This window comes from Arthrobacter sp. 001422645 (genome assembly GCF_059816125.1).
Window position 1 is genome coordinate 16,567 of the sequence record NZ_JCBANT010000025.1, and the last position, 20,208, is coordinate 36,774.

The 20,208-nt window shown below is 66.1% G+C and carries 15 protein-coding genes, 1 tRNA gene, 1 pseudogene and 2 riboswitches; of the genes and pseudogenes, 14 read left to right on the forward strand and 3 right to left on the reverse strand.

The window, feature by feature from the left end:
- Positions 1-44 precede the first annotated feature (44 nt).
- The 6 genes from trpB (at position 45) to pyk (ending at position 11,405) form a co-directional block, all read left to right on the forward strand.
- Positions 45-1,385, forward strand: a complete 1,341-nt coding sequence (trpB, locus tag AC6EUH_RS18030; RefSeq protein WP_499739471.1) for a tryptophan synthase subunit beta — start codon at positions 45-47, stop codon at positions 1,383-1,385.
- Positions 1,382-2,203, forward strand: coding sequence for a tryptophan synthase subunit alpha (trpA, locus tag AC6EUH_RS18035; RefSeq protein WP_499739472.1), 822 nt, complete (start codon positions 1,382-1,384; stop codon positions 2,201-2,203). The genes trpB and trpA overlap by 4 nt, the downstream gene beginning before the upstream one ends.
- Before the next feature lie 4 nt (positions 2,204-2,207).
- Positions 2,208-3,506, forward strand: a complete 1,299-nt coding sequence (gene lgt / locus AC6EUH_RS18040; RefSeq protein ID WP_499739473.1) for a prolipoprotein diacylglyceryl transferase — start codon at positions 2,208-2,210, stop codon at positions 3,504-3,506.
- 263 nt (positions 3,507-3,769) lie between these two features.
- Positions 3,770-8,380: a glutamate synthase large subunit gene (gene gltB / locus AC6EUH_RS18045; protein WP_499739474.1), complete on the forward strand. Its 4,611-nt coding sequence runs from the start codon at positions 3,770-3,772 to the stop codon at positions 8,378-8,380.
- Complete coding sequence (locus AC6EUH_RS18050; protein ID WP_499739475.1) at positions 8,373-9,830, forward strand: glutamate synthase subunit beta; 1,458 nt, start codon at positions 8,373-8,375, stop codon at positions 9,828-9,830. The genes gltB and AC6EUH_RS18050 overlap by 8 nt, the downstream gene beginning before the upstream one ends.
- A gap of 75 nt (positions 9,831-9,905) precedes the next feature.
- Positions 9,906-11,405: a pyruvate kinase gene (pyk, locus tag AC6EUH_RS18055; protein WP_499739476.1), complete on the forward strand. Its 1,500-nt coding sequence runs from the start codon at positions 9,906-9,908 to the stop codon at positions 11,403-11,405.
- Between the two features lie 117 nt (positions 11,406-11,522).
- Here the strand turns inward: pyk and AC6EUH_RS18060 are convergent, their stop codons facing one another.
- The gene (locus AC6EUH_RS18060) at positions 11,523-11,930 is read right to left on the reverse strand and encodes a DUF302 domain-containing protein (RefSeq protein WP_056431556.1); all 408 of its coding nucleotides are present in this window, start codon (positions 11,928-11,930) and stop codon (positions 11,523-11,525) included.
- 147 nt (positions 11,931-12,077) lie between these two features.
- Here AC6EUH_RS18060 and AC6EUH_RS18065 point away from each other — a divergent pair, with 147 nt between their 5' ends.
- Complete coding sequence (locus tag AC6EUH_RS18065) at positions 12,078-12,446, forward strand: YidH family protein (RefSeq protein WP_056431559.1); 369 nt, start codon at positions 12,078-12,080, stop codon at positions 12,444-12,446.
- Positions 12,446-12,829, forward strand: coding sequence for a DUF202 domain-containing protein (locus tag AC6EUH_RS18070; RefSeq protein ID WP_499739477.1), 384 nt, complete (start codon positions 12,446-12,448; stop codon positions 12,827-12,829). The genes AC6EUH_RS18065 and AC6EUH_RS18070 overlap by 1 nt, the downstream gene beginning before the upstream one ends.
- Positions 12,830-12,894: 65 nt before the next feature.
- Here the strand turns inward: AC6EUH_RS18070 and AC6EUH_RS18075 are convergent, their stop codons facing one another.
- Entirely contained in the window at positions 12,895-13,500 is a 606-nt protein-coding gene (locus AC6EUH_RS18075) for an ANTAR domain-containing response regulator (RefSeq protein ID WP_056431565.1), read from the reverse strand.
- Positions 13,501-13,705: 205 nt separating this feature from the next.
- Here AC6EUH_RS18075 and AC6EUH_RS18080 point away from each other — a divergent pair.
- Together AC6EUH_RS18080 and AC6EUH_RS18085 are read left to right on the forward strand one after the other, a co-directional pair.
- A tRNA-Leu gene (locus tag AC6EUH_RS18080) sits at positions 13,706-13,787 on the forward strand.
- Between the two features lie 441 nt (positions 13,788-14,228).
- Positions 14,229-14,537 carry a hypothetical protein gene (locus tag AC6EUH_RS18085; RefSeq protein ID WP_056431874.1) on the forward strand — a complete coding sequence of 103 codons (309 nt, stop codon included), beginning with the start codon at positions 14,229-14,231 and terminating at the stop codon, positions 14,535-14,537.
- Positions 14,538-14,587: 50 nt separating this feature from the next.
- Here AC6EUH_RS18085 and AC6EUH_RS18090 read toward each other — a convergent pair whose 3' ends face one another.
- The gene (locus AC6EUH_RS18090) at positions 14,588-14,977 is read right to left on the reverse strand and encodes a hypothetical protein (RefSeq protein ID WP_056431877.1); all 390 of its coding nucleotides are present in this window, start codon (positions 14,975-14,977) and stop codon (positions 14,588-14,590) included.
- 247 nt (positions 14,978-15,224) lie between these two features.
- Positions 15,225-15,322: riboswitch (glycine riboswitch) on the forward strand.
- 1 nt (position 15,323) lies between these two features.
- Positions 15,324-15,430: riboswitch (glycine riboswitch) on the forward strand.
- Positions 15,431-15,484: 54 nt separating this feature from the next.
- Here AC6EUH_RS18090 and gcvP point away from each other — a divergent pair.
- From gcvP to AC6EUH_RS18110, 4 genes and pseudogenes are all read left to right on the forward strand, one after another.
- Positions 15,485-18,337 (forward strand): aminomethyl-transferring glycine dehydrogenase, encoded by a 2,853-nt coding sequence (gcvP, locus tag AC6EUH_RS18095; RefSeq protein ID WP_499739478.1) that lies wholly within the window; start codon positions 15,485-15,487, stop codon positions 18,335-18,337.
- Positions 18,338-18,347: 10 nt separating this feature from the next.
- Positions 18,348-19,475, forward strand: coding sequence for a glycine cleavage system aminomethyltransferase GcvT (gcvT, locus tag AC6EUH_RS18100; RefSeq protein ID WP_499739479.1), 1,128 nt, complete (start codon positions 18,348-18,350; stop codon positions 19,473-19,475).
- 75 nt (positions 19,476-19,550) lie between these two features.
- A complete protein-coding gene (gcvH, locus tag AC6EUH_RS18105) occupies positions 19,551-19,934 on the forward strand; it encodes a glycine cleavage system protein GcvH (protein WP_056431886.1) in 384 nt (127 codons plus the stop codon).
- Positions 19,931-20,208, forward strand: a pseudogene (locus AC6EUH_RS18110) (serine hydroxymethyltransferase); the annotation flags it as partial. The gene gcvH and the pseudogene AC6EUH_RS18110, both read left to right, overlap by 4 nt.

Genomic DNA, 20,208 nt, shown 5'->3' on the forward strand with positions numbered 1-20,208 from the left:
GGCACCGAAGATCTAGTTAGCAGTGGAACAGGATGGTGAGACTGATGGTCGATGCGCCAGCAGCCGGCTCAGACGAAAGCGCCGTGGACGCGTTCCTGCAGGGTGGAGAATCCCTGCGGCACGCCCCCGGGCCCTACTTCGGCTCCTACGGCGGCCGATGGATGCCCGAATCGCTCATCGCCGCCCTGGATGAGCTCGAGGACACCTTCGAAAAGGCCAAGGCCGATCCCGAGTTCACCGCTCAGATCGCGGAACTGAACAAGAACTACTCCGGCCGGCCCTCGCTGCTGACCGAGGCCAAGCGCTTCGCCGAGCACGCCGGGGGAGTGCGGATCTTCCTCAAGCGCGAGGACCTCAACCACACCGGCTCGCACAAGATCAACAACGTGCTGGGCCAGGCGCTCCTCGCCAAGCGCATGGGCAAGACCCGCGTCATCGCCGAGACCGGCGCCGGGCAGCACGGCGTCGCCAGCGCCACCGCCGCCGCCCTGATGGGCCTGGAATGTGTTGTGTACATGGGCGCCGAGGACTGCCGCCGGCAGGCCCTCAACGTGGCCCGGATGGAGCTCCTCGGAGCCACGGTCATCCCGGTGACCAACGGTTCCCAGACCCTCAAGGACGCCATCAACGAGGCGCTCCGCGACTGGGTCGCCAACGTGGACAACACCCACTACCTGCTGGGCACCGCCGCCGGGGCGCACCCGTTCCCGGCCATGGTCCGCTACTTCCACGAGGTCATCGGCGAGGAGGCACGTGCCCAGATCCTGGAGCAGACCGGCCGCCTGCCCGACGCCGTGTGCGCCTGCATAGGCGGCGGCTCCAACGCGATCGGCATCTTCCACGGCTTCCTGGACGATCCCTCGGTCCGGATCTTCGGCTTCGAAGCCGGCGGCGACGGCGTCGAAACCGGCCGCCATGCCGCCACCATCACACTCGGCAAGCCCGGTGTGCTGCACGGCGCCCGCTCCTACCTGATGCAGGACGACGACGGCCAGACCATCGAGTCGCATTCCATCTCGGCCGGCCTGGACTACCCCGGGGTGGGTCCGGAGCACTCCTACCTCGCCGACATTGGACGCGTCAGCTACGAGCCCATCACGGACAGCGAGGCCATGGACGCGTTCCGGCTGCTGTGCCGCACCGAGGGGATCATCCCGGCCATCGAGTCGGCACACGCACTGGCCGGCGCCATCAAGGTCGGCCAGCGGCTCGCCGCGGAGGCTGAAGCCGCAGGCGGGACCGAAGGTGAGGCAGCGGACAAGATCGTGATCGTGAACCTCTCCGGCCGCGGCGACAAGGACGTGGCCACCGCCGCGGAATGGTTCGACCTGCTGGACAAGGATTCGCCCGAGCATGAAATCGCCAAAGAGGGGGAGCAGCTGTGAACCACGTCGATTCGACTGTCCACGGGGCCAGCAAGTCGGCCGCGGCCATTGACCGGGCCAAGGCCCAAGGCCGTGCCGCCCTGATCGGCTACCTGCCCGCCGGTTACCCCAGCGTCGAGGACACCATCGCGGCCGGCATCGCCCTCGCGGAGAACGGCGCCGACCTGATCGAGATCGGCATCCCGTACTCCGACCCGGTCATGGACGGCCACGTCATCCAGGCGGCCACCACCGAAGCACTTGCTGCGGGCTTCCACGTCAAGCAGGTCTTCGACGTCGTCCGCGGCATCACCAGCAAAACCGACGCTGCCGTGCTGGTCATGACCTACTGGAACCCCGTCGTCCGGATGGGCGTGGACGAATTTTCCCGCCAGCTGGCCGACGCAGGGGGAGCCGGGCTCATCACCCCCGACCTGATCCCCGACGAAGCCTCCGAATGGATGGCGGCCTCGGACAAGTACGGCCTGGACCGGGTGTTCCTCGTGGCGCCGTCGTCCTCGCCGGAGCGCATGAAGCGCACCGTTGAGGCGAGCCGCGGCTTTGTCTACGCTGTCTCGATTATGGGCGTCACCGGCGCCCGCGCGTCGGTCAGCTCGGCGGCCAAGGACGTAGTGGCCGCCGCGCACGCAGCAGGCGCCGAACGCGTATGTGTCGGGCTCGGCGTGTCCAACGCGGACCAGGTCCGCGAGATCGCCGCCTACGCGGATGGCGTGATTGTCGGGACCGCGCTCGTCGTGGCCATCGGCGACGGCGGCGTGGATGCGGTAGCGTCCTTGACGAAAGACCTCAGCACCGGCCTTACCAAGGAAGAAGCTTAAGCACATGCAGTCAGTCCTCCACGCGGCAGCGATGATTCCCGCGAGCATTCCGAGCCCGGACTGGTCCGGATTCGACATTCCGCTGCCATGGGGGTCACTGCGCATCCACGCTTACGCCCTGTGCATCCTGCTTGGCATCATCGCCGGACTGTGGCTCACCTCCGTCCGCTGGGCCAAGCGCGGCGCCCCGGAGGGGAGTGTCTGGGACATCGCCATCTGGGCCATCCCCTTCGGCATCATCGGCGGCCGGCTCTACCACGTGGTGTCCTCACCGGATGCGTACTTCGGCCCCGGCTTCGACGGCACCGGGGACCTGTCCCTGATCCCGCAGCTCCAGCGCGGCGGACTGGGCATCTGGGGCGCCGTGCTGCTGGGCGCCGTCGGTGCCTGGATCGGCTGCCGCAGGGCGGGCGTCAAGCTCAGCGCCTTCCTCGACGCCGCGGCGCCCGGACTGCTGCTGGCCCAGGCAATCGGCCGCTGGGGCAACTACTTCAACCAGGAGCTCTTCGGCGGCCCCACCACCCTCCCCTGGGGACTGCAGATCGATGCCGACAACCCGAACTTCCCGCCCGGCATGGCCGCGGAAACGCTGTTCCACCCGACGTTCCTCTACGAATCCCTCTGGAACCTCGCCGGTGTGGGAATCCTGCTCCTGCTGGACCGCAAGTTCCGATTCCGCCGCGGCCGCCTGTTCTGCCTCTACGCCATCTATTACACGCTGGGCCGGGTCTGGATCGAGGCGATGCGGATCGATGACGCCGAGCAGATCAACCTCTTCGGCATCACCACCAGGCTCAACGTGTGGACCAGCATCTTCGTCCTCCTGGGCGCGCTGGCCGCGTTCATCATCCTGGGCCTGCGCAAGCGCACCGAACCCGACACCGTGTACCTGCCGGGCCGCGAACCGTCCGGGGCGGAGCCAACCGGCACCGCCGCTGACAACGACCCGGCCGACGCCGACGCTGTCAACGACGCGGCCGACGCTGCCGGTGGCAAGAACGCCGACAGCGCCGCTGACAAGGACGCCGACGGCGATGCGGACGAAAAGCCGGACGTGGACGGGGAGCCGGCCAAAGTTCCTGCCGGCGGCGTGAGTGTCCGCCATTCGGATTCTGCTGTCTCAGATAGTGAATCGCGTGATAATCTCCCTGATAACCAAAGCGGTCCCGGCCGCGCTTCCGCCTCGGCAGTAGCGTCAAAGGAATCCACCGGCGGCACCCAGCCCGCCACAGGAGCACCGGTGGCCGGAACACCCGGCCACCAGGTACACGGAACCGCGCCGGACGCTGAGGGCATCAAGTAGCTCAGCGCCGGCAAACCGGGCCGCGGAGTCACCCCTCGCAGAGCCCGTTTCCACAGCGTCGTGGCAGCAGGCAGGCGGCGGACAGCAGACAGTTGCTGTTCGCGCAAGCCCGGGCCGGTGACCGCGTAACTGTTAGTGCAGGAGGCGGCGCTGACCTACAATTCGAATAAGAAAAACACTTTGTTGTGCCCGTCACACCGGCGCACCGATGCGGGCCAATGTTGTCCCTCCCATACGCACGATCAGGAGGAAGGACGTCTCCCATGACCCAAACCCTGCACAGCCCCAGTTGGTCCGAGCCGCAACAGGCCGCCACGTCGCCCTTCAAGCGCTTCGCGGCGCTTCCCGAAGCCGCCGGGCTCTACAACCCCGAGCAGGAAAAGGACGCCTGCGGCCTCGCCATCATCGCCACGTTGCGGGGGGAGCCGGGTTACGACATCGTTGACGCCGCCCTGACCGCCCTTCGCAACCTTGAGCACCGCGGTGCCGTGGGCGCCGATGAAGGAACCGGCGACGGCGCCGGGCTGCTCATGCAGATCCCGGACGAATTCTTCCGCGCCGTCACCGACTTCGAACTCCCCGCCCCCGGGCAGTTCGTCGCGGGCACGGCGTTCCTCCCGTCCGAGAAGCGCGAATCCGATGCCGCAAAGGCCGGGATCGAAGGGCTCGCCGCCGACGAGGGCCTGACCGTCCTCGGCTGGCGCGAAGTGCCGATCGTGGCTGATCTTGTCGGGGCGATGGCCCGGGCCTGCATGCCGTACTTCTCGCAGCCGTTCCTCGCCTCCAGCACCGGGGAAGTGCTGGAGCGGAACGAACTCGACGCCCGCGCGTGGCGCATCCGGAAGCGCGCCCAGAACAAGTTCGGCGTGTACTTCCCGTCGCTCTCCTCCCGGACCATCGTCTACAAGGGCATGCTGACCACCGCCCAGCTCGAGCCGTTCTACCCGGACCTCTCCGACAAGCGCTTCAAGACCAAGCTCGCGATCGTTCACTCGCGCTTCTCCACCAACACCTTCCCGTCCTGGCCGCTGGCCCAGCCGTTCCGCACCATCGCGCACAACGGCGAAATCAACACGGTCAAGGGCAACCGCAACTGGATGCGCGCCCGCCAGTCGCAGCTCGCCAACCCGTTGCTGGGGGACTCGCCGGAAGAGCTGTACCCCATCTGCACGCCCGGCGCCTCCGACTCGGCCTCCTTCGACGAGGTCGCGGAACTGCTCTGGCTGTCGGGCCGGCCGATCACGCATTCGATCATGATGATGATCCCCGAGGCCTGGGAAAACCACGCCACAATGGATCCCGCCCGCCGCGCCTTCTACGAGTACCATTCGCTGCTCATGGAACCTTGGGACGGCCCCGCCGCCGTTTCATTCACCGACGGCAACCTGGTCGGCGCCACCCTGGACCGCAACGGCCTGCGCCCCGGCCGGTACTGGATCACCGAGGACGGCCTGATCATCTTCGCGTCCGAGGTCGGCGTGATCGACGTCGAACCGTCCAAGGTGGTCAAGAAGGGCCGTGTTTCACCCGGCAAGATGTTCCTCGTGGACACCGACGCCGGCCGGATCATCGACGACGCCGAGGTCAAGGCCGAGGTCGCCGCCGCGAACCCCTGGGCGGAATGGCTCAAGGAAAACCTGATCGACCTCAAGGACCTCCCCGAGCGCGAGCACGTGGTCCACACCGCCGCCTCGGTCAACATCCGCCAGCGCACCTTCGGCTACACCACCGAGGAACTGAAGATCCTGCTCGGCCCGATGGCCCGCACCGGCGCCGAACCGCTCGGCGCCATGGGCTCCGACACCCCCGTGGCCGTGCTTTCCAAGCGCCCCAGGCTGCTCTTCGACTACTTCGTGCAGTCCTTCGCGCAGGTCACCAACCCGCCGCTGGACGCCATCCGCGAAGAGCTCGTGACGTCGCTGACTTGCGCAATCGGCCCCAACGGCAACCTGCTGGACACCAAGCAGGTCCGCCAGCCGCAGGTTTCCCTGCCGTTCCCCGTGATCAACAACGACCAGCTCGCCAAGATCGCGAACATCGAAAACGCCGACGGCGACAAGGTCGCCATGAAGGTCCGCGGCCTCTACCGTCCCGAGGGCGGCGAGAACGCCCTGCGTGCCCGGCTCACCGAAATCTGCGAGCAGGTGTCCGGCGCCATCAACCGCGGCGTGCAGTATGTCGTGCTTTCGGACCGTGACTCGAACGCCCAGTGGGCGCCGATCCCGTCCCTGCTGCTCGTCAGCGCCGTGCACCACCACCTGCTGCGCAGCGCCAACCGCACCAAGACCGCACTCGTGGTCGAGGCCGGCGACGTCCGCGAGACGCACCACGTGGCCGTCCTGATCGGCTACGGCGCATCCGCCGTAAACCCGTACCTGGCCATGGAATCGGTGGAGCAGCTGATCTCCACCGGCGACGTCGTCGGCGTCACCCCGCAGGACGGTGTCTACAACCTGATCAAGGGCCTCGGCAAGGGTGTCCTGAAGATCATGTCCAAGATGGGCATCTCCACCGTGGCCTCCTATACGGGCGCGCAGACCTTCGAAGCGCTGGGTCTCGGTCAGGACCTCGTGGACGAATACTTCTCCGGCACACACTCCCAGCTCGGCGGCGTCGGCCTCGACGTCATCGCGGCCGAGGTCGCGGCGCGGCACCGGATGGCGTACCCCGAGAACGGCATTGAAGTGCCCCACCAGCCGCTGCTGGGCGGTGGCGAGTACCAGTGGCGCCGCGACGGCGAGCCGCACCTGTTCAACCCGGAGACCGTGTTCCGGCTGCAGCACGCCACGCGGGAGCGCCGGTACGACATCTTCAAGGCGTACACCCGCGGCGTGGATGACCAGTCCGAGAACCTCATGACCCTGCGCGGGCTCCTGAAGTTCAAGGCCGGGCTGCGCCCCGCGGTCCCGCTCGAGGAAGTGGAGTCCGTCTCCAGCATCGTCAAGCGGTTCTCCACCGGGGCGATGAGCTACGGCTCCATCTCCCAGGAGGCGCACGAGACCCTGGCGATCGCCATGAACCGGCTGGGCGGCAAGTCCAACACCGGTGAAGGCGGCGAGGACGTGGACCGGCTGCTCGATCCCGAGCGCCGCTCCGCGGTCAAGCAGATCGCGTCCGGCCGTTTCGGCGTGACCAGCCTGTACCTGACCAACGCCGACGACATCCAGATCAAGATGGCGCAGGGTGCCAAGCCCGGCGAGGGCGGCCAGCTGATGGCGCAGAAGGTCTACCCCTGGGTGGCCCGGACACGGCACTCGACGCCCGGCGTCGGACTCATCTCCCCGCCGCCGCACCACGATATCTACTCGATCGAGGACCTCGCCCAGCTGATCTATGACGCCAAGCGCGCCAACCCGTCGGCCCGCGTGCACGTCAAGCTCGTCTCCGAGGTCGGGATCGGCACCGTGGCGGCCGGCGTCACGAAGGCCAAGGCCGACGTCGTCCTCGTTTCGGGGCACGACGGCGGTACCGGCGCCTCGCCGCTGAACTCGCTCAAACACGCCGGTGTGCCGTGGGAGCTGGGCCTCGCCGAGACGCAGCAGACGCTCATGCTCAACGGCCTGCGCGACCGCGTGGTGGTGCAGGTGGACGGCCAGCTGAAGACCGGCCGCGACGTCGTGATCGCCGCGCTGCTGGGCGGCGAGGAGTTCGGCTTCGCCACCGCACCGCTGGTGGTCTCCGGGTGCATCATGATGCGCGTCTGCCACCTGGACACGTGCCCGGTGGGCGTCGCGACACAGAACCCCGAGCTGCGCTCCCGGTTCAACGGCAAGCCGGAATTCGTGGTCAACTTCTTCGAATTCCTCGCCGAGGAAGTCCGCGAAATCCTGGCCGAGCTGGGCTTCCGGAGCATCGAGGAAGCGATCGGCCACGCCGAAATGCTCGACACCCGCGAGGCGATCAACCACTGGAAGGCCGAAGGGCTGGACCTGGACCCGATCCTGCACGGGCTCGAGTTCGACGACGACGCCCCGCTGCGCAACCTCACCGGCCAGAACCACGAGCTGGACAAGCACTTCGACCAGCGCCTCATGGTGATGGCCGCGGAAGCCCTGAGCGACCGCACACCGGTCAAGATCGCCGTCGACGTCATCAACACGGACCGCTCCGTCGGCACCATGCTGGGCCATGTGGTCACCAAGACCTTCAGCACCGACGTGCTGGCGACGGACACCATCGACATCACGCTGACCGGCACCGCCGGCCAGTCGCTCGGTGCGTTCCTGCCGGCCGGCATCACGCTGCGGATGTTCGGAGACTCCAACGACTACGTCGGCAAGGGTCTCTCCGGCGGCCGCATCATCGTGCGGCCGGACCGCACCAACGTCTTCCCGGCCGAACGCAACGTCATCGCCGGAAACGTGATCGGCTACGGCGCCACCAGCGGCGAGATGTTCCTGCGCGGCCAGGTCGGCGAACGCTTCCTGGTCCGCAACTCCGGAGCGACGGCGGTGGTCGAAGGAATCGGCGACCACGGCTGCGAGTACATGACCGGCGGACAGACCCTCATCATCGGGCGCACCGGCCGTAACTTCGGTGCCGGCATGTCCGGCGGCACAGCCTACGTGCTGGACCTGCAGACCGAACGGGTCAACAAGCAGGCCCTCGAAACCGGTGAGCTGCAGCTGCGCGAACTCGACGCCGAGGACCGTGACATTGTCCATGGACTGCTGGTGAAGCACTCCGAGGAGACCGAATCGCTGCTTGCGGCACGGCTGCTGGAGAACTTCGACGACACCGCAGCCCGCATCACCAAGGTGCTGCCGCGCGACTACGCGGCCGTCCTGCAAACCCGTCTTGACGCCATCGAAGAGGGCCTTGACCCCGACGGCGAAGAAGTTTGGTCTCGAATCCTGGAGGTGACCGGTGGCTGATCCACGCGGATTTCTGAAAGTACGTCAGCGCGAAACCCAGCCCCGCCGTCCCGTTCCGGTCCGCATCATGGACTGGAAGGAAGTCTATGAGGCCCAGGAGAAGGGCGTCCTCAAGTCCCAGGCCGGCCGCTGCATGGACTGCGGTGTGCCGTTCTGCCACCAGGGCTGCCCGCTGGGCAACCTCATTCCGGAATGGAATGACCTCGTCTGGCGGGACAAGGGCGAGGAAGCGATGGAACGGCTGCACGCCACCAACAACTTCCCCGAATTCACCGGGCGCCTCTGCCCGGCGCCCTGCGAGGCGTCGTGTGTGCTGGGCATCAACCAGCCCGCCGTGACCATCAAACAGGTCGAGGTCTCGATCGTGGACCAGGCCTTCGAAAACGGCTGGGTCAACCCGCTGCCGCCGGCACGCCTCACCGGCAAGACGGTCGCCGTCGTCGGCTCCGGCCCGGCCGGACTCGCCGTCGCGCAGCAGCTGACCCGGGTGGGGCACACCGTCGCCGTCTACGAGCGCGACGACAAGATCGGCGGGCTCCTGCGCTACGGCATCCCCGATTTCAAGATGGAAAAGGAACAGGTGGACCGCCGCCTGGAGCAGATGAAGGCCGAGGGCACCCGCTTCCGGACCGGCGTCGCCGTCGGCACGGACGTGACCTGGGAGCAGCTGCGCCGCCGGTACGACGCCGTGGTGGTTGCCACCGGCGCCACCGTCCCGCGTGACCTGCCGATCCCTGGCCGCGAGCTCGAAGGTGTGCACTTCGCGATGGACTACCTCGTCCCGGCCAACCGGGTGGTGGCGGGGGAGACGGTGGAGAAGCAGATCAACGCTGCCGGAAAGCACGTTGTCATCCTCGGCGGCGGCGACACCGGCGCGGACTGCCTCGGCACCGCTCACCGCCACCAGGCCGCCTCGGTCACCACCCTGGCGATCGGCAAACAGCCGCCCGCGGAGCGTGCCGGCCACCAGCCGTGGCCGACGTTCCCCACCCTGTTCGAAGTTGCCAGCGCCCACGAGGAAGGAGGCGAACGCACCTACCTCGCCTCCACCGTGGAGTTCGTCGGCGAGAACGGCAAACTGACCGGCGTGAAGGTGGCCGAAACCGAATTCGTCGACGGCAAACGCCTCCCGAAGGCCGGCACCGAGCGGATCATCCCCGCCGACCTGGTGTTCCTGTCCCTGGGCTTCACCGGCCCGGAGCGGGCGGGGATCACCGAGCAGGTCAGCGCCGAATTCGACGGCCGCGGCAACGTGGCCCGGGACGGCTACTACATGACCAACACGGAAGGCATCTTCGTCGCCGGAGACGCCGGCCGCGGCCAGTCGCTCATCGTCTGGGCCATCGCCGAGGGACGCGCCTGCGCCGCCGCGGTGGACAAGTTCCTGATGGGCAGCACCATCCTCCCGGCTCCCGTGGCGCCGACCGACCGGGCCATGGCCGTTCTCTAGGCGCGTCCCTCCGGCCCGGCGCTGTTACATTCCGCCAATAACTTCATCAATGCAATCGACTACTAGGGTAGGTATATGAGACGCGCTAAAATCGTAGCCACGTTCGGACCGGCAATCGCAAGCTTCGAGAACACTCTCGCGGTGCTGGAAGCCGGCGTCGACGTGGCACGCATGAACATGAGCCACGGCGACTACTCCGTGCACGACACCACCTACGAGAACGTCCGCAAGGCAGCCGGTCAGCTCGGCAAGGCCGTCGCCGTGATGGCCGACCTCCAGGGCCCCAAGATCCGCCTCGGCCGGTTCGTGGACGGACCGCACCTCCTCGCCGTCGGCGACACCTTCACCATCACCACCGAGGACGTCCCGGGCACCAAGGACATCTGCTCCACGACGCTCAAGAGCCTCACCGAAGACGTCAACCCGGGCGATGCTCTCCTGATTGACGACGGCAAGGTGGCGCTGAGGGCCATCGACGTCGACGACGTCAAGGTGGTCGCGCAGGTGATCGTGGGCGGCTACGTGTCGAACAACAAGGGCATCAACCTGCCCGGTGTTGCCGTCAACGTTCCGGCGCTGAGCGAAAAGGACGAGGACGACCTCCGCTGGGCCATGCGCCGCGGCGTGGACATGGTGGCCCTCTCCTTCGTCCGGGATGCCTCGGACATCAAGCGCGTCCACGAGATTATGGACGAAGAAGGCCGCCGCGTGCCGGTGATCGCCAAGATCGAGAAGCCGCAGGCCGTGGAGCAGCTCCCCGAGATCATCGATGCCTTCGACGCCATCATGGTGGCCCGTGGCGACCTCGGCGTGGAACTTCCCCTCGAGGAAGTCCCGATCGTCCAGAAGCGCGCCGTTGAACTGGCCCGCCGCTGGGCGAAGCCGGTCATCGTGGCCACGCAGGTGCTGGAATCCATGATCGACAACCCGCGCCCCACCCGCGCCGAGGCCTCCGACTGTGCCAACGCCGTGCTCGACGGCGCCGACGCAGTGATGCTCTCGGGCGAGACCAGCGTGGGCAAGTTCCCGATCGAGACCGTCAAGACCATGGCCCGGATTATCGAGTCCACCGAGGTCCACGGCCTGGAACGCGTCCCTCCGCTGGGCACCAAGCCCAAGACCCGCGGCGGCGCCATCACCCGTGCCGCCGTCGAAATCGCCGACCAGCTGGATGCGAAGTACATCTGTACCTTCACCCAGTCCGGTGACTCCGCCCGGCGCCTCTCGCGGCTGCGCCCGGTCCGGCCCGTGTTCGCCTTCACCCCGGTGGAGCACGTCTGGAACCAGCTCGCGCTGACCTGGGGCATCCAGCCGGTTCTGGTTCCCATGGTGGGCCACACCGACGAGATGACCGCCCAGGTGGACCGCAGCCTGCTGAGCCTGGACCTGGCCGAGGACGGCGATATGGTGGTCATCGCGGCCGGCTCGCCTCCCGGAAAGGCCGGTTCCACGAACATGCTGAAGGTCCACAAGGTGGGCGACCTGGCCGACGCGGGCAGCACGGGCGACTCCGAGGTCGCCAAGGATAAGCTCGGCCCCTGGCCGGAAAAGAAGAAGCGGAACACCAAGATCTAGTTCCGCAGCTCAGACGAAAGGGAGGGTCCCCGCCACGCGGTTTACGCGGCGGGGACCCTCTCCTTTTTTGTGTTGCTTGGTCGCTTACAGCTGGGGCCCAGTGCCCGCCACTGCCCCTTAACCGGTGAGGCTGGCAAGGGCTTTCCGCAGCCGGGTGTCCGCATCATTGGCGACGTCCTGGACAGCAGCGCTGTTGCTGAGCTGGACCATCGTCTGAGGATCAATGGCACTGATGGTCGTCACGACGTCGCTCGTTCCTCGGCGGACCACAACGTTGCAGGGCAACAGGGCGCCGATTTCGGGATCGGCAGCGAGGGCGCGGCTGGCCAGCGCCGGGTTGCAGGCACCGAGGATGACGTAGTCGCCGACAGCGGCAGCCGCGTCAGCGCCGAGCTTGGCCTCGAAGGTAGCGCGAACGTTGATTTCGGACAGAATGCCGAAGCCTTGATCGGCCAGGGCGTCGCGGGTCCGCTGCACTGCCTCCTGCCAGTCAAGGGGAAGAGTCACGGTGTGGGTGTAGCTCATGCGGAGCTCCTTTCGATACCCCATTGTATACCCCCGGGGGTGTTTGACGACCCTGGGTGGTATCTGCAATGCTCGAAGGGTCCCCGGGTGATCCTGCGTGAATAGGCATGAGCGGCCCGGTGGTTCCCCCTTCGACCTGAAAGTGCCATGACTAACGCAACGAGACGATTTCCGGCAGCCTTGTATTCCCAGGGATCAGATCCGGACGCCCGGTTCAGCCTCGCCAATGAACGCACATACCTAGCCTGGATACGGACCTCCCTGGCGCTGATTGCCAGCGGCGTTGCTTTGGAGGCGCTGGGGCTGAACCTGCAGGACGGGCTGCGCCTTTCGGCGTCCGTAGTCCTCATCGTCGCCGGAATTGCCGCGCCCGTGCAGGCGTGGTTCGGGTGGATGCAGATCGAGCGTGCACTGCGCCTCGACAGGCCGCTGCCGGCCGCCCGCTTGGCGTCCCCGATTGGGGCTGCCGTTTCCGTGGCTGGGATCCTGGTGGTCTTCGCGGTTGTCCTCGCCTGATGACCGGCGGTCCTGAGAACGCACCCGGCCGGAGTCACCGGCCGTTCGACGCGGGCCTGCAGCCGGAACGGACCGCTCTAGCCTGGCGCCGGACGGCGCTGGCGGTCGCCGTCGGATCCCTCGCGGCGCTCCGCATCCTGCCGGAGCTCCTGGGTTTGTGGGCACTCGCTCCGGCCGCGCTGGGCGCTGCCGTGTCACTCGTGGCGCTCATTGTCACGCAGCGGCGGTACCGCAGGATTCACACAATCCTCACCACGTCCGACAGCGACAGGGTCGCCCTCAGCGGGGGAGCGGTGCCTGCCGTAATGGCCGTGGCCACAGTGGCCGGCGGAATTATGGCGCTGGCTGCCGCAGTGCAACTTGGCCAGCGGATACCGCATTAGCGCTTAAATTGCCGGGTCCGGGAGGCCGCGGGTGAGCGGCTTCCCGGACCCGGGGGAGAAGCGTCTTAGTTGACCTGGTTGATGATGGTCTCGGCAACCTCGCGCATGCTGAGGCGGCGGTCCATGGAGGTCTTCTGGATCCAGCGGAATGCCTCCGGCTCCGTCAGGCCCATCTTGGTGGTGAGGAGGCTCTTGGCGCGTTCCACGAGCTTGCGGGTGGCGAACTGCTCCTGGAGGTCGGTCACTTCACTTTCGAGGGCCTTGATTTCCTCGTGGCGGGACAGCGCGATTTCCAGCGCCGGAATCAGGTCGGCAGGCGTGAACGGCTTGACCACATAGGCCATGGCACCGGCGTCGCGGGCGCGCTCGACGAGTTCCTTCTGGCTGAAGGCGGTCAGCAGGACCACCGGGGCGATCCGGGCCTTGACGATCTTCTCGGCAGCGGAAATGCCGTCCATAACGGGCATCTTGACGTCCATCAGGACCAGGTCCGGCTTCAGTTCTTCGGCGAGCTGAACGGCTTTTTCGCCGTTGTCCGCTTCGCCGACGACGTCGTAGCCCTCGCCCCGCAGGATCTCGATGATGTCGAGCCGGATGAGGGTCTCGTCCTCGGCGACAACCACGCGGCGCGCCGGCGTGGTCGTGGGGTTTGACTCCGTCTGTTCTGACACGGGAACTCCTTGGAAAGGTACGGCGGGAACTAAACCATCTTAGGTTCCGCCCGCTGGTGTACTTGGACCGGACTGGTTCGATGCGGCGTCACTGGCGCGATTCTGGAATTCAGCCTATCTGCATGTAGAGTAATTTCGCGCACCGGAAGCGATCGCGTTGCTCACAGCACTGTGGTTGAGTGATTGTTACACCGGTGTAGTCCGCGCCCGAGTGGCGGAATTGGCAGACGCGCCGCACTCAAAATGCGGTATCGAAAGGTGTGTGGGTTCGAGTCCCACCTCGGGCACGTGTTTTCCCTGTTCAGGGGCTTGTGGTCCTCTGAATGTGTACAAATCTCCTTTTGTGGGCCCCTACGGGCCCATTTTTGTTAGTGGCGGCTGGTCTGGCGGCTCCTTCTCTTGGCTTAGACAGCGGTGTTGCTGCTCACTCCTTCATGGCCGGGAGCGCTCGGAACTGCATGACCTGCTGAGAGGTGCGATCAGACCCTGAAGGTCGTCCCTGTGGACAGCCGGAACTCCTGGGAAACTTGGAACTGTCGCGATTCTCCAAACCGAGCGGGACAGTTTTGCGGGCGGGATATGCGCGAATCCGGGTTTTCAGTATCTGTATCGGAATTCTCGCAGCGGGGAGTGCCCGGAAGGTGTTGCGGTGGGGGACCGGCTTACGGGCGGTGGGTCCAGGGTCCGTCGCTGTGCGTGAGGGCTTGGCAACTACATGGGATTTGTGAATGAGTCGCAATCAGCACAACGTGGAAGTTTTCCGAGACGAGATAATCGCCGCAGCCGCAGAGCTACGTGCTGTGGCCCGCGCAGAACAGGACAAGCAGCGAATAGAAGTTGCCGACTGGCTCGACGAACAGTTCATCGGTATCTCAGACCCGCGCGATCTGCATGAAGCAACGCGGAATGCTCTTACCTTGTACCAAGGCGGCATGGGGTCGTTCCAGGATGTCGGTAACGGGGCCTCGTCGCACGCGGTCAGTCGGCTGCGTAGTGCGCTGGTGAGTGGGCTCGATGCTGGCGTTCGCGACTCGTGAACGTGCTCGTGGCGGCTCAGTAGCGTCCGGTGAAGGGATCCTCGAACGGGTCACTCCGGTGGTCCCTTTGCGCCCGGGGCGCCCGGCTCTGCCGTGCGGTCAAGGAACCTGCCAGCCCGCTGGAAGTCCCGGACAACGTGCATCAGCCCAATCACCAAGATAGCCACGCCAGCCGCCATGAGCCAGGAGAGGAACCCGGCTCCGCGTATGACCTGGGGAATGAATATGAGCGGCAGCACGGGCAGCAAGATGAGCTGTGTGGCGAGATTTTTTCGCAGTTGCACGGCCGCGGCCCGCGAGACGACAATGTGATCCGGGTCAACGGGTGTCTTCCCGAGAATCTGGCGCCGGATGTCTTTACGCTCTTCGTCGTCCAGCGAGAGCAGCACGTCGATCCTGCCCATCTCCGCTGCGGGCGCGATCTTGTTGGCGTTGGGCACCGCCGAATGAATCCACGGGCTGAAGGCCCATGGCGGTGAATGCCAGGGCGCCCGGTGGATCCACGAGGTGCTTCCAGCGGCTGGCGAGGGTGCGGGAGGCGATGCCATTTCTCTGACGTGGCCAGCAATTCCCTAGTGGCGGTTCACCGCAGCTCGGCAAAAGACACATTCGGAGTCGGTTCTTGCGTCCCTGTCCGAGCAGAGGCTAAAGTGTGAGGCGTGTCACCAACCAAGTGACATGTGCTTATGATCTGCGGCGGGAGAGTCCTGCCGGTACGTTCTGCAGGCGCCGTAGGAGCAAATCCTCCCCAGGAATCTCTCAGGCCCACGTACCGCCGCGGCAAGGCAACTCTGGAAAGCAGTCCGGATATTCGGACTCACCGACGGTGCAAGGGTCACCCTGCTAACAGCAGGGGGCGCGGAAACTCTCAGGTCCAATACAGAGCGGGGAGGAACCCAAATCAATGTGGCGCACCCAATGCGCCACCTGAATTATGGAGTTCCTTCATGACCATCCAGTCGTCCCCTTTAACCTTTGCCGATCGGCATATTGGTGCGCGGCGCCAGGCCGATATTGACGCCATGCTCAAGGCCGTGGGCTATGACAGCGTTGACGGCCTCGTGGACGTCGCCGTCCCTGATTCCATCCGTCAGGCCAAGCCGCTGGCCCTCAAGGACGCCCTCAGCGAGGTCGAGGTCCTTGCCGAGCTCCGCCGGCTGGCCGCGAAGAACAAGACCGCGGTCCAGATGATTGGGCAGGGCTACTACGACACCGTCACCCCGGCCGTGATCCGCCGCAATATCCTCGAAGCCCCCGCCTGGTACACGGCGTACACCCCGTACCAGCCGGAGATCTCCCAGGGCCGGCTCGAGGCGCTGCTGAACTTCCAGACCATGGTCCAGGACCTCGTCGGCCTGCCGATCGCCAACGCGTCGCTTCTGGACGAAGCCACCGCCGTCGCCGAGGCCGTGCTGATGATGCGCCGCGCCAACAAAAACAAGACGGCCCACGACGGCAAGACCGTCCTCGACGCCGACTGCCTGCCGCAGACCGTCGCGATCGTCAAGGGCCGCGCCGAAGCCCTTGGCTTCGAGGTGGAGGTCGCTGACCTCTCCAAGGGACTGCCTGAGGGCGTCATCAACGGCGTGGTCCTGCAGCAGCCCGGCGTCTCTGGCCGCGTGTTCGACCACACCGCCGTGATTGCCGAGGCCAAGGAACGCGGCGCCCTCGTCACCGTCGCCGCTGACCTGCTCGCGCTGACCCTCATCACCCCGCCCGGCGAGCAGGGCGCCGACATCGCCGTCGGCTCCACCCAGCGTTTCGGCGTCCCGTTGTTCTTCGGCGGCCCGCATGCCGCTTACATGGCGGTCCAGAAGGGCCTCGAGCGGTCCATGCCCGGCCGCCTGGTCGGTGTCTCCAAGGACATCGCCGGAGTCCCGGCGTATCGCCTGGCCCTGCAGACCCGCGAGCAGCACATCCGCCGCGAGAAGGCCACGTCCAACATCTGCACCGCGCAGGCGCTGCTGGCGATCGTGTCCTCCTTCTACGCCGTTTACCACGGCCCGGACGGTCTGAAGGCCATTGCCGAGCGCGTCCACAACAACGCCCGCAGCCTGGCCACCACGCTGAAGATCGCAGGCCGCGAACTGGTCACCGAGACGTTCTTCGACACCGTCACGGTCCGCGTCCCCGGCAAGGCTGGCAAGGTCATCGCTGCCGCAGAGGCACGTGGGATCAACCTGCGCCGGATCGACGCGGATACCATCGGCGTCTCCGCTGATGAAACCACGACGACGGAGGTCCTCTCCGCCATTGCCGTCGCCTTCGGTGCCGGTCCGGTCGCTGAAGCGAAGGGCTTTGAACTGCCCGAACCGGTGCTTCGCACCTCCGAGTACCTGCAGCACCCAGTGTTCAACACGCACCGTTCGGAGACCCAGCTGTTGCGCTATATCCGCAGGCTGAGCGACCGGGACCTCGCGCTGGACCGCACCATGATCCCTCTGGGTTCGTGCACCATGAAGCTGAATGCCACAGCGGAGATGGAAGCGATCTCCTGGCCGGAGTTCGCCTCCATTCACCCGTTCGCCCCGGAATCCCAGACCGTCGGGTGGCGCGAACTGATCAACGGGCTGGAAGCTGACCTTGCCGAGATCACCGGCTATGACCAGGTCTCCCTGCAGCCGAATGCCGGTTCCCAGGGCGAGCTCGCGGGCCTGTTGGCCATCCGCGGCTACCACCGCTCCCGCGGTGATGCCCAGCGCAACGTCTGCCTGATTCCGGCCTCCGCGCACGGCACCAACGCCGCGTCCGCTGTCCTGGCCGGGATGAAGGTTGTTGTGGTGGCCACCGCTCCGGACGGCACCATCGACCACGCTGACCTGAACGCCAAGATCGAGCTGCACAAAGACGGTCTGTCGGCGATCATGATCACCTACCCGTCTACCCACGGTGTGTACGACGCTGACGTTACAGAAATCTGCGAGGCAGTGCACGCTGCCGGCGGCCAGGTGTACGTGGACGGCGCCAACCTCAACGCCCTCGTGGGCCTGGCGCAGCCGGGTAAGTTCGGCGGCGACGTCTCGCACCTGAACCTGCACAAGACCTTCTGCATCCCGCACGGCGGCGGCGGGCCAGGCGTCGGCCCGGTCGCGGCCAAGGCCCACCTGGCACCTTTCATGCCAGGGGACGCGAACAAGGCAGTGCACGAAGAGGGTCACGGTGTGGCAATCTCGGCCTCTAACTTCGGCTCCGCAGGCGTCCTCCCGATCTCCTGGGCGTACGTGAAGCTCATGGGCGCCGAAGGCCTGACCGAGGCCACCAGGTCCGCGCTTCTGGCAGCTAATTACGTTGCCGCCCGTCTCAACGAGTACTTCCCCATCCTCTATACCGGCGAAGGTGGCCTCGTGGCGCACGAGTGCATCCTGGACCTGCGCGAACTGACGGCCAAGACCGGCGTGACCGCGGAAGACGTGGCCAAGCGCCTGATCGACTTCGGCTTCCACGCCCCCACCTTGGCGTTTCCGGTGGCAGGGACGCTAATGGTGGAGCCCACCGAGTCCGAGGACCTGGCGGAGATCGACCGTTTCATCGACGCGATGATCACCATCCGCGCCGAGATCGACCAAGTAGCCACCGGTGACTTCACCGTCGAGGACAGCCCGCTACGCAACGCACCCCACACCGCGTCCGCCGTCGTGTCCTCTGACTGGACCCGCCAGTACCCACGGGAGCAGGCCGCTTTCCCGGTCCACCACCTCAAGCAGGACAAGTACTTCCCCCCGGTCGGCCGGATCGACGGCGCCGGTGGCGACCGGAACCTGATCTGCTCCTGCCCGCCGCTTTCCGAGTTTGAAAACTAAGGATCCCGACATGTCTGAGAAGTACACGGCTCTCTACGAAGAGCACAAGCAACTCGGCGCCTCCTTCACCGATTTCGGTGGCTGGCAGATGCCCCTGAAGTACAGCTCCGAGCTGGCCGAACACCACGCCGTCCGCAACGCCGCTGGCCTGTTCGACCTCTCGCACATGGGTGAAGTGTGGGTGACCGGCCCCGACGCCGCAGCCTTCCTCGACTACGCCCTGGTAGGCAAGCTCTCCGCCATTGCCGATGGCAAAGCCAAGTACTCACTCATCTGCAACGCCGACGGCGGCATCGTCGATGACCTCATCACCTACCGTTTCGGTGACGAGAAGTACCTGGTGGTCCCCAACGCGGGCAACGCACCCACCGTCGCTGCTGCCTTGGCAGAACGGGCCCGTTCCGGCAAAGTCGGTGGCTTCGACGTCATTGTCGGGGACGTCTCCGCGGAGATGTCCCTCGTAGCCGTGCAGGGTCCCAAGGCTGAGGCCATCCTGCTCAAGCTGACTGATGAGGCCCAGCACGCGCTTGTCACCGACCTGAAGTATTACGCGTTCAACGAGCTCACCGTGGCCGGCTACGACGTCATTCTGGCGCGCACCGGTTATACCGGCGAGGACGGCTTCGAGCTCTTTGTAGCCAACAACGCCGCTGCCCCCTTGTGGGCATCCGTCGCCGAAGCGGGGGCTGAGTTCGGCATTGTCCCGTGCGGCCTCGCCTCACGCGACTCTCTCCGCCTCGAGGCCGGCATGCCGCTGTACGGCAACGAGCTGTCCCTCAAGCGCTCACCGTTCGACGCCGGTCTGGGCCCCGTTGTGGCACTCAAGAGCAAGGAAGGCGACTTCGTGGGCCGCTCCGCCCTGGAAGCAGACAAGGAGGCCGGTTCAAAGCGCAAGCTGGTCGGCTTGAAGGGTCTCGGCCGCCGTGCCGGCCGTGGCGGCTACCCAGTCCTGAAGGACGGCAACGTGGTTGGAGAAGTCACCTCCGGCCAGCCCAGCCCGACCCTGGGCTACCCGGTCGCCATGGCTTACGTCGACGTCGAGTTCACCGAACTGGGCACCGCCCTGGACATCGACCTGCGCGGCAAAGCAGAACCCTTCGAAGTCGTCGCTCTGCCGTTCTACAAGCGACAGAAGTAAAGACCTCACTGAGTCCGGGACCACCTCTCCCACGCCCTCTCACCATCGCACTCCAAAACTTAAGGAAACACACAAATGGCCAAGGTTGCCGCTGAACTGAAATACTCCGCCGAGCACGAGTGGATCGCCATTGATGGCTCTGGTCCGTCCGTAATCGGTGTGTCCGCTGTTGCCGCCGAGGCCCTGGGCGACATCGTCTACGTGGACCTGCCCGAGGTTGGCTCCACCGTGACCGCGGGGGAGACCTGCGGTGAGATCGAGTCCACCAAGTCCGTCTCGGACCTGTACTCCCCGGTCACCGGCGAGGTTACGGAAGTCAATGACGGCGTCGTCAGCGATCCGGCAGTGATCAACTCGGACCCGTACGGCGCAGGCTGGCTCTTCAAGGTCACCGTGACCGAAGAGGGCCCGCTACTGTCGGCCGAGGAGTACGCGTCCAAGAACGGTGGCGAACTGTGAGCGCAGGCGCAGGCACGATCACTGTTTTCGAGCAGGTGGTCTCGCCGAGCCTGGACGCGGACCTGTCCGCTTTGGATCCGGAGATCGCCGCGAAGATCGACGCCGAACTCACCCGCCAGCGGGACGGCCTGGAAATGATCGCCTCGGAGAACCACACCGCCAAGGCCGTCATGCAGGCGCAGGGCTCCGTGCTGACCAACAAGTACGCCGAGGGCTACCCGGGCAAGCGCTACTACGGCGGCTGCGAGCACGTGGACGTTGTGGAGCAGCTGGC

Excerpts from the sequence above, each read along its gene's own strand:
- trpB (WP_499739471.1), top strand. The coding sequence starts at position 45 with ATGGTCGATGCGCCAGCAGCCGGCTCAGACGAAAGCGCCGTGGACGCG.
- lgt (WP_499739473.1), top strand. The coding sequence starts at position 2,208 with ATGCAGTCAGTCCTCCACGCGGCAGCGATGATTCCCGCGAGCATTCCG.
- gltB (WP_499739474.1), top strand. The coding sequence starts at position 3,770 with ATGACCCAAACCCTGCACAGCCCCAGTTGGTCCGAGCCGCAACAGGCC.
- pyk (WP_499739476.1), top strand. The coding sequence starts at position 9,906 with ATGAGACGCGCTAAAATCGTAGCCACGTTCGGACCGGCAATCGCAAGC.
- AC6EUH_RS18060 (WP_056431556.1), bottom strand. The coding sequence starts at position 11,930 with ATGAGCTACACCCACACCGTGACTCTTCCCCTTGACTGGCAGGAGGCA.
- AC6EUH_RS18065 (WP_056431559.1), top strand. The coding sequence starts at position 12,078 with ATGACTAACGCAACGAGACGATTTCCGGCAGCCTTGTATTCCCAGGGA.
- AC6EUH_RS18070 (WP_499739477.1), top strand. The coding sequence starts at position 12,446 with ATGACCGGCGGTCCTGAGAACGCACCCGGCCGGAGTCACCGGCCGTTC.
- AC6EUH_RS18085 (WP_056431874.1), top strand. The coding sequence starts at position 14,229 with ATGAGTCGCAATCAGCACAACGTGGAAGTTTTCCGAGACGAGATAATC.
- gcvP (WP_499739478.1), top strand. The coding sequence starts at position 15,485 with ATGACCATCCAGTCGTCCCCTTTAACCTTTGCCGATCGGCATATTGGT.
- gcvT (WP_499739479.1), top strand. The coding sequence starts at position 18,348 with ATGTCTGAGAAGTACACGGCTCTCTACGAAGAGCACAAGCAACTCGGC.
- gcvH (WP_056431886.1), top strand. The coding sequence starts at position 19,551 with ATGGCCAAGGTTGCCGCTGAACTGAAATACTCCGCCGAGCACGAGTGG.